10 protein-coding genes are annotated in these 13,502 nt (G+C 75.4%); 1 reads left to right on the plus strand and 9 read right to left on the minus strand.

Annotated elements, in window-relative coordinates; genetic code table 11:
* Window positions 1–4 precede the first annotated feature (4 nt).
* From ABTZ03_RS13520 to ABTZ03_RS13550, 7 genes are all read right to left on the minus strand, one after another.
* Window positions 5–1,228: an AMP-binding protein gene (locus ABTZ03_RS13520; protein WP_350513072.1), complete on the minus strand. Its 1,224-nt coding sequence runs from the start codon at window positions 1,226–1,228 to the stop codon at window positions 5–7.
* Window positions 1,225–2,295 carry an ATP-grasp domain-containing protein gene (locus tag ABTZ03_RS13525; protein WP_350513073.1) on the minus strand — a complete coding sequence of 357 codons (1,071 nt, stop codon included), beginning with the start codon at window positions 2,293–2,295 and terminating at the stop codon, window positions 1,225–1,227. Before ABTZ03_RS13525 ends, ABTZ03_RS13520 begins: the two co-directional genes overlap by 4 nt.
* The gene (locus tag ABTZ03_RS13530; RefSeq protein ID WP_350513074.1) at window positions 2,292–3,773 is read right to left on the minus strand and encodes a KamA family radical SAM protein; all 1,482 of its coding nucleotides are present in this window, start codon (window positions 3,771–3,773) and stop codon (window positions 2,292–2,294) included. Before ABTZ03_RS13530 ends, ABTZ03_RS13525 begins: the two co-directional genes overlap by 4 nt.
* 6 nt (window positions 3,774–3,779) lie before the next feature.
* Window positions 3,780–5,516 carry a class I adenylate-forming enzyme family protein gene (locus ABTZ03_RS13535; RefSeq protein WP_350513075.1) on the minus strand — a complete coding sequence of 579 codons (1,737 nt, stop codon included), beginning with the start codon at window positions 5,514–5,516 and terminating at the stop codon, window positions 3,780–3,782.
* 112 nt (window positions 5,517–5,628) lie between these two features.
* Entirely contained in the window at window positions 5,629–7,062 is a 1,434-nt protein-coding gene (locus tag ABTZ03_RS13540; protein ID WP_350513076.1) for a flavin monoamine oxidase family protein, read from the minus strand.
* On the minus strand, window positions 7,059–7,319 hold the full coding sequence (locus tag ABTZ03_RS13545) for an acyl carrier protein (protein ID WP_350513077.1): 261 nt from the start codon (window positions 7,317–7,319) through the stop codon (window positions 7,059–7,061). Before ABTZ03_RS13545 ends, ABTZ03_RS13540 begins: the two co-directional genes overlap by 4 nt.
* A complete protein-coding gene (locus ABTZ03_RS13550) occupies window positions 7,309–8,883 on the minus strand; it encodes an amino acid adenylation domain-containing protein (protein ID WP_350513078.1) in 1,575 nt (524 codons plus the stop codon). Before ABTZ03_RS13550 ends, ABTZ03_RS13545 begins: the two co-directional genes overlap by 11 nt.
* A gap of 294 nt (window positions 8,884–9,177) precedes the next feature.
* Between ABTZ03_RS13550 and ABTZ03_RS13555 the strand changes: the two genes are divergently transcribed.
* Window positions 9,178–9,909: a class I SAM-dependent methyltransferase gene (locus ABTZ03_RS13555; RefSeq protein ID WP_350513079.1), complete on the plus strand. Its 732-nt coding sequence runs from the start codon at window positions 9,178–9,180 to the stop codon at window positions 9,907–9,909.
* Window positions 9,910–10,042: 133 nt separating this feature from the next.
* Here the strand turns inward: ABTZ03_RS13555 and ABTZ03_RS13560 are convergent, their stop codons facing one another.
* A complete protein-coding gene (locus tag ABTZ03_RS13560) occupies window positions 10,043–11,317 on the minus strand; it encodes a calcium:cation antiporter family protein (protein WP_350513080.1) in 1,275 nt (424 codons plus the stop codon).
* Between the two features lie 245 nt (window positions 11,318–11,562).
* The gene (locus tag ABTZ03_RS13565) at window positions 11,563–13,311 is read right to left on the minus strand and encodes a sensor histidine kinase (RefSeq protein ID WP_350513193.1); all 1,749 of its coding nucleotides are present in this window, start codon (window positions 13,309–13,311) and stop codon (window positions 11,563–11,565) included.
* Window positions 13,312–13,502 lie beyond the last annotated feature (191 nt).

Below are 13,502 nucleotides of genomic sequence, written 5' to 3' on the forward strand. Positions count from 1 at the left end.
CCTCTCACGTCTCCTCCCGGACGACCAGGGCGGCGGTCTTGCCGGTGCGCTCGTTGCCGATCAGCTCGCTGACCGTGCGGACCCGGACGTTGCCGGGGTCGTGCTGGAAGGCGGTGCTCAGGGTGAAGGTGGCGGCGAGCAGTTCCCCGCGCAGCCGGCCGGTGTCCGGGGCGGCGCCGGGGGCGGTGAGCAGCAGGACGTCCAACTCGGTGACCCGGCCGCCCTGTCGGGTGAGTACGAGCTGGGCGCGGGCGACGCCGGGTGCGCGTTCCGCGTGGGCGATCACCTGGTCCACGTCCAGTCCGAGGCCGCGCACCTGGACGACGCTGTCGCGGCGGCCGTGCACCCGCATCGCCGGGCCCGGGCGGCCGCACCGGCAGCCGGTCAACTCGCCCGCGTCGCCGGTGCGGTAGCGCAGCACGGGGTTGAGCATCTCGGGGTCGAGGGTGGTGAAGTCCAGCAGGCCGTCGGCGTCGGCGTGCACCAGCTGGTGCGGCAGCGGGTGGAAGGTGTCGGCCGGGCAGTCCGGGGTGTTGGTGGCGACGACCCAGGTCTCGGTGCTGCCGAACATGCCCCAGCGGCGGGCCTGCGGGGCCACCACCGCGAGGTCCTCGGCGAGTTGGTCCTGCCAGGCCTCGCCGAGCCACAGCACCTTGCGCAGGTCGGGCAGGCGGATCCCGGCGGCGCGGGCGTGGGTGAACCAGAGCCGCAGCACGCTGGGGGTGCCGCCGATGGCCGTCACCCGCCGGGCGGCCAGGAACTCCAGCCACGGGCCGTACTCCGCCGCGGTGACCGAGCCGAGGGCGATGATCCGGCAGCCGGCGAGGTCGGCGAGCGCGGCGGCGAGGAAGTGGGCACCCCACATCCGGCCCGCGCCCCAGGCGTTGACGAAGACGTCCGAGCGGTCCAGCGGCTGCCAGTGGGCGTGCACGCCGGCCATGTAGAAGCCGGTGGGGGCGTAGCCGAGCTTGGGCGCGCCGGTGGAGCCGCCACTCTGGAACAGCCAGGTGGCGGTGTGCTCGGCGGTCGGTTCCAGGTGGGCGAGGGCGGTGTTGAGGTCGTCCTTGGCCAGCGGCGGGAGCGCGGCGAGGCCGTCGAGGGTGCGGATGTCCGGGTGGCCTTCGTAGCGTTCGGCGAGGCCGGGCACGGTCCGCAGGCGGGCGAGGGTGCGCCGGGCGACGGACAGCCGCGGGGCGGCTTCCTCCGGGGGGAGGGAGAAGGCGGTCATCGGGGGTCCGTCCGGTGGTCGGGGCCGAGGGGGAGGGTGAGCGGGCGGGCGCCGTCGGCGAGCCACTTGGCGTGGCCGTCCCGGTAGGCGGCGAACCGGGCCCGGGTGACGTCGCGTTGCAGGGTGCGGTCCGGGTCGGTGAGGTCGGGGGCGATCACGCCGTCCGGCTCCAGCTCGGAGAACCAGTAGCGCTCGCCGTCGTGGAGGAAGTCGACGCAGAAGAACGGGATCGGCAGCCGTTCGGCGAACCAGGCGGTGGCGGCGGCGAGTTCGGGTGGTACCGGGGGGAACTCCATCGTCCCGCCGCGGCTGGCGTTGGCCACCGGGGAGCCCGGCAGCGGGGTGCGCTTCATCACCGCGTACGGGCGGCCGTCGACCACGTACACCCGGTAGTCGACGGTGCCGTCGCCCAGGTACGGCTGGATCACCAGGGTGGTGTCGCCGCCCTGGGCGAGGGTGGCCAGGCCGCGGACGTCCTCGGGGCCGCGGGCCAGGTTGATCCCGCCGCCGCCGCACCAGCCGGCCGGCTTGACGATGGCCGGGTAGGTCATGCCGCCGAGCGCCACCTCGTAGCCGTACTTGGCGGTCTCCCGCCCGGTGCCGATCCGCACGGTCGGGATGGTGGGGACCGGGGAGTCGGCCAGGAACAGCAGGGTGGCCAGCTTGTCGTTGCCGATCAGCGACACCTGCGGCGGGAACGGCAGGTAGAAGCCGGCCTGTTCGAGTACCGCGTACAGGGCGTACTGGTTGAAGACGTCCATCGCCTGGTACGGCAGCGAGTAGAGCGCGGTGATGAACAGGGTGGACTCGGGGGTGACCGACTCGTCGTCCACGTACACCCGGGGGCGGCCGGGGCCGGTGGCGTCCACGCTGACGGCGTCCGGCGCGTGCCGGCTCCACTGCAGGCCGAGCTCGGCGGCGCACTCGGCGTAGCGGTCCCAGAAGAAGCCGTGCCACATCTCGGCCATCCGGGAGGACTCCCGGTCGGGGAAGATCCAGCACATCCGGCGCAGCGGGCCTGCCGGGTCGACGGGGCCGACGGGGTCGGCCTGGTCGGCGGTGTTCATGCGGCTCCTCGGGGTGCGGGTGCGGGTACCGGCGCGGAGGCGGGTCCGGGGGTGGCGGCCTGCCCGGCCCACCAGCGGCGGCCGGCCTCGGGCAGGGTGTCCACCGGGTCGTAGTAGGCGTGGCGGCGGTCGAGGACGTCCGGGTCGGCGGCGTCGCCCTCCAGGCTGGTGCGGTAGTTCTTGGTCCAGTACGAGATGCCGCGCTCGCGGTCGTACGCCACCGCCTGGTGCACCCAGCGCTTGCCGACCCGCGGGACGTCGCAGACCAGGCGCGGGGTGGCGTAGCCGGGCAGGTAGCCCATGATCGCCTCCTGGAGGTGCTGCGCCCGGTGCAGCGGGGTGCGCCAGTGCTCGGCGCCCGGCACGAGGTCGCAGAGGTAGAAGTAGTACGGCAGCACGTTGGCCTCGCCCTGGAGGGCGAAGCAGAGGTCCAGCAGGTCCTGCGGGGTGTCGTTGACGCCGCGCATCAGCACGCCCTGGTTGCGGACGTCCCGGACGCCCGCGTCCAGCAGCGCCCGGGCCGCCTCGGCGACCAGCGGGGTGATCGAGCGGACGTGGTTGGCGTGGGTGTGCACGGCGAGGTTGACGGACCGGCGGGCGGCGATCCCGGCTACCCGCGCCACGCCGGCCAGCACCCGGGGCTGCAGCCAGTGCTGGGGCAGGCCCACCACGGCCTTGCTGGCGAGCCGGATGTCGCGGACCGAGCCGAGTTCGAGCAGCCGCAGCAGGAAGGACTCCAGGCGCGGCCAGGGCACGTTGGCGAGGTCGCCGCCGGAGAGCACCACGTCGCGCACCGAGGGGGTGCGCTTGAGGTAGTCGAGGATCTGCTCCTGGCGGTCGGCGGGGCGCAGCAGCAGCCGGGTCTTGGCCACCTGCGGGGTGGAGGTGCCGACCAGGTCCATCCGGGTGCACTGGCCGCAGTACTGGGGGCAGGTGGCGGTCAGCTCGGCCAGCACCTTGGTGGGGTAGCGGTGGGTCAGGCCCTCGACGGCCCACATCTCGGCCTCGTGCAGGGAGTCCCGTTCGGCCCGGGGGTGGCTGGGCCAGCGCGGGTGGCGGTCGGTGCGTACGGGCAGCATGTAGCGGCGCACCGGGTCGGCCAGGAAGGCGTCGGTGAAGGCGCCCGGCTCGGTCGGCGCGTCGGCGGCCATGGTGTTCAGCACCTGGGGTGGCAGCAGCACCGGCATGGTGGCGAACTGGACCTGGTCGGCGGCGAGTTCGGTGTAGACGTGGTCGGTGAGCAGGCCGCCGACGACGGCCCGCAGCTGGCGGGCGGTCCGGACGGAGTGGGCGCGCTGCCACTGGGCGTCGCGCCACTGGGCCTCGGTGACCTGGCGCCAGCCGGGCAGCCGGCGCCAGTCCGGTTCGACCAGGGGCGTCCGGGTGTACTGGTACGGCTGGCGGATCACCGGGCGGTCGGTGGGGTCGGCACGGTCGGTGTGAGAGGTGCGGTCGGTGGGGTCGGCGGGGTGGTCCACGGTGCCCTACTGGCCGGTGAGGAGGCCGGCGTGGCGGGTGCGCAGTTCGCGTTTGAGCACCTTGCCGGTCGGGCCGAGCGGGAAGTCCTCGGGCCGCAGGGCGAGTCGGACGGCGGCGAGGGCGGACAGCCCGGCGGCGGCCAGTGCCCGGTTGGCGGCGGCGCGCACCTCCTCGGCCCCGGCCCCGGCCTCGACCTCGGCCCGGCCCTCCTGCAACTGGACCACGGCGATGGGGAGTTGACCGCCTCCGGGGCCGGCCGGGACGCCCACCACCGCGCAGTCCCGGATCAGCTCGGCGCAGTCGGCCAGCAGCACCTCCTCGACCGGCAGGCTGTAGACCGGGCCGTGGACGGTGTCGATGACGTCCACCGTGCGGTCGAGGTGGTGGAAGCGGCCGTCGGCGCCGCGGCGGGCGACGTCACCGGTGAGCCAGTAGCCGGCCAGCTCGAAGCTCGCGGTCAGCCGCTCGTCGTTCCAGTAGCCGGGGGTCAGCGAGGGGGCGTCGACGGCGAGCAACCCGACCGTGCCGTCCGGGACTTCGGTGCCGTCGTGGTCCAGGACGGCGGCCCGGCGGACCACCTCCAGCGGTCGGCCCACGCAGCGGTCGTCCCGTTCGCTCTCCGGGGTGGTGACCTGGCCGAACAGGGCCATGCCCATCTCCGAGGAGCCCAGCCCGTCGATGAACTGCGAACCGGGCAGGGCGGGTTGTTCCGCCTTCTCGCGCGGCAGCAGCCAGGGGCGGACCAGTCCGGCGGGCCGCTCGCCGAGGGTGACCAGTCGGCGGATGTGCCCGTGGTGGGCGCTGTCGCCGGTGTTGAACCAGGAGTGCACCCGGGCCGCGCCGCGCACCGGCAGCTCGCCGGTGGCCAGTTCGACGAAGGTGCGCGGGAAGGAGGCGACCATGGTCGGCTGGAAGGCCTCCATCACCGGCTCGACGACGACGCGGCGCCAGTCCGACATCACCACGGTCGGCAGCCCGAGTAGCACGGCGGTGAGGAAGTAGCTGAGGCCGCCCGCGTGGGTGTGCGGCATCAGTGACATCAGCCGGTCGTACGGCTCGGCGGGGAAGCGGGTCATCCGGGGCTGCTTGCCGTCCCAGAAGCCGCGGTGCGCCAGCATGGTGGACTTGGGGGTGCCGGTGGTGCCGGAGGAGTGGATCAGCGCCACCACGTCCTCGGCGGCGTGCCGGTACGGGTGCCCGGCGGGCAGGGCGACGGCGCCGGCGTCGAAGGCCCGGACCTCGGCGGCCGGGGCGAGGAAGCGGGGCCGCCGCTGTGGGTCCTGCCGGTAGGCGGCGGCCAGCCGGGTGGTGTCGTCGGCGACCACGCCGACCACGCCGACGTGGTCCAGGTAGCGCACCAGCACGTCGTGCCGCAGCGCGTCGTTGACCAGTGCGGGGACGGCGCCGAGCGAGGTGAGCGCGAGGAAGTGCAGCAGCGGTTCCAGGCCCTCGCCGACCACCACGGCGACCGGCTCGCCGGGACGCACCCCGTTGGCGTGGTACCAGGCGGCGTAGCGGTCGCGCAGGGCGACCAGGTCGAGCAGGCTGTGGCCGCGCAGCACGACCTCACCGCGGTGGTCGGTGCGGTGGGTGAAGACGGAGGGGACGGACCGGTGCGGGTTCGCCGCGACCGCGTGGTCGAGGAAGTTGCCGGCCCCGAGGGCGGGTTCGGCCATCAGCCGCTCGCGGGCGGCGAGCGGCGCGATGGTGGTCTGCCCGCTCGGGGCGGTCTGGTCGCTCATGGGGTCTCCGGGCGTGGGGTGCCGGGCGCGCGGCCCGGTGGGGCGGGCGCCTGGGGGCGTGGTGGAGGTGAAGGTGAAGGGGGAGAGAGGGGCCGTGGGCTCAGGATCGGGCTCAGGCGCGGGCGAGGATCTCGGCGACCACCCGGTGGCCGGAGCGGACCGCGCCCTCCATCAGGCCGAAGAACGCGGTGCTGGTCTCGGTGCCGGCCCAGTGCACCCGTCGGTGCGGCCGGGTGAGCGTCGGGCCGGTGCGGATCCAGTCGCCGGGGCCGAGCAGGGCGGCGTAGCAGCCCCGGCTGTAGGGGTCGTCGAGCCAGTCGGTGATGTGGACGCCGAGCGGCTCGGGCAGCATCGGGAACAGCCGGGCGGCCTGGCCGGCGGCCTCGGCGCGCTGCCGTTCGGGGGTGAGGGCGCCGAAGCGGTGGGCCTCGGCGCCGGTGACGAAGCCGGTCAGCACGCCGATCCCCGCTGCGGGCGTTGCGCCGCCGGGGAAGTCGTCCACGGTGGAGAGCAGCGGCCCCCGGGCGTTCACCGACCAGCCGGAGAGGCCGTGTTCGCGCCAGAGCGGGGACGGGTAGACCAGGTGGACCTTGATCGCGCAGCCGCGCGCGGTGCGGTCCCCGGCGCGCGGTGCGGGCAGGGCGGGTTCGTACGCGAGGGCGTCGGCGAGCAGCGGCGGCAGCGCCAGCACCGCGACGTCGGCCCGGTGGGCGCCCCGTTCGGTGTGCACAGTCACCGACCGGTCGTCCTGGTGGACGGCCCGGACCGGCTCGCCGAGGCGCAGCCGGGCGCCCAGCGGTTCGGCCAGCCGCTCGCAGAGTTGGTGGGCGCCGCCGTCGATCCGGTCCTGCTGGGCGCCGCCGGCGAAGGCGTTGAGGTAGCGCAGGCCGCCGCCGGAGCGCAGGTAGAAGGCGAGGTGGAGGACGGAGAGGTCGGCCGGGTCGGCGGCGCACATCTCGCCGAGGAAGAGCGGGAAGAACAGCCGGGCGTCGGGGTGGGTGAGGTGCTGCTCGGCCCAGTCGGCGGCGGTGAGGGCGTCCAACCGCTCGGCGTCCGGGGTGAGCCAGGGGGCCTCGGGCCGTACCGCGTCGGTGAGTTCGGTCAGCCGCTCGAAGAGGTCGCCGAGGGCGACGGCGTCCAGCGGGGGGAACCGGCCGTCCCGGGTGGCGGGTTCGTCCCCGGCGCCGGGAGTGTCGGGACGGGCAGGGCGGTCGGGACGGGCAGGGCGGGCAGGGCTGTCGGGGCTGTCGGGGCGGTCGGGGGTGAGGGCGAAGCGGCTGGCGCCGAGCATCGTGGTGGGGGTGGTCTTGAGGCCCAAGTCCGCCGTCAGTGCGAGCAGTTCGGTGTGCCGGTCGCCGAGGTAGGCGGCGCCGGCGTCGACCCGGACGCCGGGTGCGGCCTCGATGCCGTGGGTGCGGCCGCCGACCCGGTCCCGGGCCTCCAGGACGGTGACAGCGTAGCCGTGGGCGGCCAGTCCGGTCGCGGCGGTGAGTCCGGCGAGGCCGGCGCCGACCACGACCGCGCTGCGTCTGTGGCCCTCGTTCATGCGGCGGCCGCGATCCGCCGGGCCAGGCGGGCCGGGGTGGGCGCGAACAGGAAGTCGTCGAAGGTCAGTTCCACGCCGTGGAGGCGGGCGACGGCGCTCAGCACCCGGGTGGCGACCAGCGAGTCCCCGCCCAGGTCGAAGAAGTCGGAGTCGGCGGTGACGTCCTCGCGTTCCAGGACCCGCCGGAAGACGGCGGCCAGCGCCTCCGGGGTGGCGGGGGCGGTGGGTTCGGCAGTGCGCACGGGGTCAGTGTTCACGAGGGGTCTCCTTCGATCTCGACCTGTCGGGGTGGGTCGCGTACTGCCGGTGGCAGCCGGCCCGGTCGACCTTGCCGCTCGGGGTGTGCGGCAGGGCGGGCACGAGGGTGATCCGGGCCGGTACGAGGTGGCCGGGGACCCGCTCCCGCAGGTGCTGCAGCAGTGCGCGGCCGAATTCGGGGCCGGGTGCGCGGGCGGCGGCGTGCGGGCGCGCCACCACGTACGCGACCAGGGTGGTGCGGCCCGCCTCGGTGGCGCCGGTGACGGCGGCGGCGGTGACGTCCGGGTGGGCGGTGAGGTGGGCCTCCACCTCGGCCGGGTCCACCCGGATGCCGCGGACCTTCAACTCGCCGTCCAGTCGGCCCTGGTGGGTGAGCAGCCCGTCCGGGTCGCGGGCCGTCCGGTCGCCGGTGCGGAAGTAGCGTTCGCCGTCCAGGGTGGTGAAGCGCGCCGCGGTGGCCTCGGGCAGGCCGAGGTAGCCGAGCGCGACGGACGGGCCGCCGATCAGCAACTCGCCCCGCTCGTCGAGGCGTTCGACGACGTGCGGCAGGGCGCGGCCGATCGGGGCGCGGGCGGTGCCGTCCCAGTGCCGCCCGGGGGCGAGCGGGCCGGCGAGGTCCACGGCGTGGGTGATCTGGGTGGTCTCGGTGCAGCCGTAGGTGTTCAGCAGCCTGATCCCGCCGGTCGGCAGCCGGGTCCAGTCGGCCAGCCGGGCGGGTGCGGCCGCCTCCCCGCCGATCACCAGCAGGCGGACGCAGGAGGGCAGTCGGTCGCCCGAGTCGACCAGGTGGTGGACCAGTTCGTGCCAGAAGGCGGTCGGCAGGTCCAGGACGGTGATCCGCTCGCGGTCGAGCAGCCGCAGGAACCGGGGGAAGGAGCCGCTGTGCGCGTCCCGGTCGATGACCAGGGTCGCGCCGGTGGTGAGGGTGGGGAGGATCTCCTCGAAGCTGGTGTCCCAGTTCAGCGAGGCGAACTGGAGCACCCGGTCCTCGGGGGTGAGTCCGAACAGCCGGCCCAGGGCGCGGGCGGTGGCGGTGAGGGCCCGGCGGGGGGTGAGGACGGGTTTCGGCTGCCCGGTCGAACCCGACGTGAAGAGAATGCAGGCCGGTTGTTCCGGGTCCGTCCCGGGTGGATCCCCCGGGGGGCTTCCCGGGGGGTTCCCGGCGATTTCCGGTGGTTCCGGTGACGCCACTAATCGGAGGCCGAGTCGGAGCCGGTCGCCGGAGCTTCCGGACACCGCGGTACGGCACTGCGCGGCCGCCGCCATGGCGTGTCGGCGAGCCGTCGGGAATGCCGGATCGACGGGGCAATAGGCGCCCCCGGCGGTCAGCACGCCGAGCAGTGCGACCACCGTTCCGGTCGCGTGGACGGCCGGTACGGCGACCGTGCCGGGCGCCGGTCCCAGGCCGTCGGCCAGGGTGTTCACCGACTCCAGGAGCCGGCGGTAGGTCAGGGCGCGTCCGTTGTGGACGATCGCCGGACGATGGGGATTTCGACGTGCGATATCTCTGAACACGTCGAGCAGGTCGGGGGCGACCTGGAGGGAACCGCGATTAATTGACATGCCCGCCCCAAATGCGCTGAGAACTGCTCATCCGTGCTCGGCGAACGGCGACTCTACCTCCGAACATGCGTGGCGACAATGGATGTTGAGGGTGTTCTTCCAAGGCCTCGTGGCGGAACTGTGAACCGCCCCGGGCCGGTCCGACTGTTCGGGCAAGGACGGTGTGGTTGACATGTTCTGACGTTGCATCAGTGGAGGGCGGGCGGAACGGGGAGGGCCGCCGACCGATCCGTGCGCGGTACTTGCCCGACCGCCCTCCGGTTCGCTTGACTACGCCCGGAACGGAGGCGGCCGATGCTCGACTACGACGCCGAGGCGCGCGACTACGACGCCTCGCGCGGCGGCGAACCACGGGCCCGGGTCGCCGCGGCGGCCGTCGAACGGCTGCTGCCGGTCGGTGCGCGGGTGGTGCTGGACGTCGCCTGCGGCACGGGCATCGTCACCGCCCGGCTGCTCCGGCCCGGCCGGACCGTCCTGGGCGCCGACCGCTCACCCGGGATGCTGCGGCTCGCGGCGCGCCGGCTGCCCGGCGCCGTGCTGTGCGCGGACGCCGCGCAACTGCCGCTGCGCGCGGGCTCGGTGGACGCCGTGCTGCTGGTCTGGCTGCTCCACCTGCTGCCCGACGCCGCGCCCGTGCTGGCGGAGGCCCGCCGGGTGCTGCGCCCGGGCGGGGTGCTGGTCACCACGGCGGACAAGAACGACGCGTACTTCACCGCGCCGAGCGACCTCGCCGAGGCCACCGCCGCACTGCGCCGCCGCCACGCCCCGCGGGCGACGGACGCCGCCGACCTGCTGACCGCCCGGGCCACCGCGCTCGGCCTGCGTCCCGTGGGCGAGACGTCGTTCCCCGGCCTCGGCCAGGGACGCAGCCCCCGGGCCTGGCGGGAGGCCGCCGAGCGCGGCCGGCTCCCGTGGTGCCGGGAGCCCGCGGAACTCGCCGCCACGGTACGGGCGTTGGCGGCCCTGCCGGACCAGGACGCCCCGCGCCCCGACCCGCGCTACCGCCTGCTCGCCTTCCGCGGCTGAGGGTCCTGCCACCACCCGAGCACGGAACGCCCCGAGGAGTTCACCGAACACCTGCCGGGCTTCCTGGCCGCGCCGCCCGCCCGCTGGGCGCAGCGCGTAGGGGCGGTGCGGGGCAGCGCGGGGGAGTGCGGCTTCAGTGCGGATCGCCCGCGATCCGGCCCGCCAGGGCCCGTACCGTGGGCGGCAGTTCACGCAGCCGGACGGCGAGCAGCGGCACCGCCAGGCCGAGGTAGACCCCGCTCAGGACCAGCCGGGCGGACTCGCCGGGCAGGGCGAACTGCGCGACGAAGAGGACGAACAGCAGCCCGGCCTTCCACGGCTGGAAGCGCAGGTCCAGCAGGAGGACGACGGCGAGGACGGTCTGCGCGGCGGTCAGCAGCACCTCGTCCACCTGGCGTTCGACCAGCGGGAGCGAGGCCGGGCCGCCGCCCAGCAGGTGGGCGAGCGGGAGGCAGCCGATCAGCAGGCTCCACTGGTTGACCTTGCTGGAGAGCAGCGCGCCCAGCCCGTCGTCGCCGCGCAGCCGCCAGGCGAAGACCACCGCGACGATCAGTTCGGGGGCCTCGGAGGCCAGCGGGGCCAGCCACTGCACCAGCAGGAAGCGGTCGATGCCGAGCGAGGACCCGGCGTCGACCAGTGAGGTGGCGAAGGGCTCGGCGCAGGCGAAGACCACGGCCGCGGCCGCGACGAACACCAGCACCGTGACGGCCTGCCGGCGGCGGGCCGGCAGCAGCGCCAACCGGGCCGGGACGCCGAGGAGTTCCTCCTCGTCGGTCTCGCTGCAGCGGCTGATCCGGAACAGGTAGTAGGCGTACCAGGCGATCAGCACCACCGACAGCGCCCAGGAGATCTGCCGGGTCGCCGGCATCACGAAGGCCACCAGGGCGGCGGCGCCCAGGAAGGCGGTGTCGATCCGGCGGTGCTCGCGCAGGGTGATCCCCGGCGCGGCGCCCCGGCGACGGGCGGCGAAGTACCCGGCCAGGGCCACCAGCGGCCAGCCGATGCCGACCAGCAGCCGGTTGGCGCCGGTCATGTTGGCGGCCGCGTAGGCGGCGTACTCGGGGCGGGTGCCGGCCGTGTAGGCGAACCAGAGGTCGACGGCGTACTCGGGCAGGACGGCGATGAAGGCGAGCAGGGCCAGCGCGAGCGGACCGGAGATGTCCGCCCGGGCCGTCTCCGCCGCCCACATCAGCAGCAGCGCCGCCGACAGCACGCCCAGGCCGAACAGCAGCATGGCCGGCACCGGTGCGGGGTGGATCCCGGCCAGCCGCAGCACCACGGCGGGCAGCGCGCCGGCCGCGGCCACGGCCAGCCGCAGGGCCGTCACCGGCCCGCTGGGCGGCGGCGCGGACGGGACCTCGGCGGTGCCCGGGGGCGGGGCGGCGGTCGCGGGTGACTCGTGGGCCATCGGCCGTCCTCGTACTCGTGCTCGGCTGGCTCCACCGCCGGCCGCCGGGCGTGGCGGCAGGCGGGAAGGGGAACGCGAGCAGGCTAGGGGCGGCCCGGCCCGGGGCCGGGAGCGCGGCGCGGCGGCGGTGGCGGAGTTCCCCCGTACGGCGGCGGGCGGCTCCGGGAGCCGCGCGGGCGGGTCAGGGGCTCGTGCGGGCGGGTCGGGGGCTCGCGCGGGTGGGTTCAGTGGCTCACCCGGGCGGTTCAGCGGCCCAGTGGGGCCTCCCACACCAGCCGGGTCCCGCCGGCCTCACCGCCGCCCGCGCTCCCTGCGGAGCCGTCCGCGCCGCCCGCAGAGCCGTCCGCCGGGCCGTGGGTGAAGACCCCGCCGACCCGTTCGGCGCGCTCGGCGAGGTTGCGCAACCCGCTGCGCCGCCCGCCCTCGGGGATGCCCACCCCGTCGTCCGTGACGGTGAGCACCACCCGCCCGGCCAGCGCCCGCAGGGTGACCTCGACCCGGGTCGCCCGGGCGTGCCGGGCGGCGTTGCTGAGGGCCTCCGCCAGTACCGCGACCACGTGCTCGGCGAGTTCCTGCGGCACGTCGGTGTCCAGCAGGCCCTCCATGCTCAGCCGCGGTGCGAGGCCGAGCGGGCCCTGCGCCTCGGTGACGACCCGGGTGGCGCGGGCGCGCAGTCCGCGGTCGGGTTCGCTGTGGGCGCGCAGGCCGAAGATGGTCGAGCGGATGATCTTGATGGTCTCGTCCAGGTCCGCCACCGCGCGGGCGACCCGGTCGGCGGCGGCCGGGCTCTCGATCAGCCGGCCCGCGCTCTGCAGCGTCATCCCGGTGGCGAACAGCCGCTGGATGGCCAGGTCGTGCAGGTCCCGGGCGATCCGGTCGCGGTCCTCCAGCAGGTTCAACTGCTCGGCGTCGCGCCGTCGTTCGGCCAGTTCCAGGGCCAGCGCGGCCTGGTCGGCGAAGCCCAGCAGCGGGCCGGTCTCCTCCGGCCCGAAGGCCGGCCGCCCCTGCGCCCGGGCCAGCAGCAGCACGCCGCGCCCGTACCCGGGACCGGTGCCCAGCGGCACCGCGACGGCCGGGCCCAGCCCGTCGAAGCGGCCCGCCGGACCGGCCGGGAAGCGCGGGTCGCAGGCCAGGTCGTCACTGGTGGCGGGCGAGCCGGAGGAGTACGCGGCGCCGGAGAGGGTGCCGTCCACCGGCACCGTCACGCCCAGCCGCGCGGACGTCTCGGCGCCGAGCGCGACCTCCACCGCCAGCTCCTCGGCCCGCTCCTCCGGGCCGGCCAGCGCCACCGAGACGTCCGCCAGCTCGGCGCCGGCGATCTCCCGGGCCCGACGGGCGATCAGCTCCACCACCTCCAGGCGCGGGGCGCCGGACAGCAGGCTGCGGGTGATCTCGGTGCTGGCCCGCAGCCAGCGCTGGCGCAGCTGCGCCTCCTCGTACAGCCGGGCGTTGTCGATGGCGACCCCGGCGGCGACCGCCAGGGTGGAGATCACCGCCTCGTCGTCCTCGTCGAAGTCCAGCCCGCCGCGCTTGTCGGTCAGGTAGAGGTTGCCGAACACCTCGCCGTGCACCCGCACCGGCACCCCCAGGAAGGTGTGCATCGGCGGGTGGTCGGGCGGGAAGCCGGCCGAGGCCGGGTGCTCGGAGAGCACCGGGCAGCGCAGCGGCTGCGGGTGGCGGATCAGTTCGCCGAGGATGCCCCGGCCGGAGGGCGGCGGGCCGATCTCCGCGATCTCGCCCTCGGACAGACCGACCGTCAGGAACTGCGACAGGGTGTGCCCGTCCGGCCCGATCACGCCCAGCGCGCCGTAGCGGGCGTCCACCAGGTCGACGGCGGCCTCGACGATCCGGTGCAGCGCCTGGGCGAGGTCCAGTTCGCGGCCGACCGCGAGCACCGCCTCCAGCAGGCTGTGCACCCGGTTCTGCGTCCCGCGCGCCGCGTCGATCCGCCACTGGAGCTCCTCCAGCAGCTCGTCCAGGCGCAGTCGGGGCATCCGCGCGCCGCCGCCCGCCGCGCTGCCGTCCGCTCCGCCCACCGCTGTCCTCCTCGTCCGCCCGCTTGCCCGGCCGGGCGGCGCGGGGCCGTCCGACCAGCGGGAATGCTGTGTCCTCACGGTAGTGCCCGGGTGTCGGCGGGGTGCAGGGCGGGGTCGCCCGTAGGGTGCCCGGGGGCGGGTCTTTCGTC

Source organism: Kitasatospora sp. NPDC096077, from assembly GCF_040303245.1.
Classification (GTDB): Bacteria; Actinomycetota; Actinomycetes; order Streptomycetales; family Streptomycetaceae; genus Kitasatospora.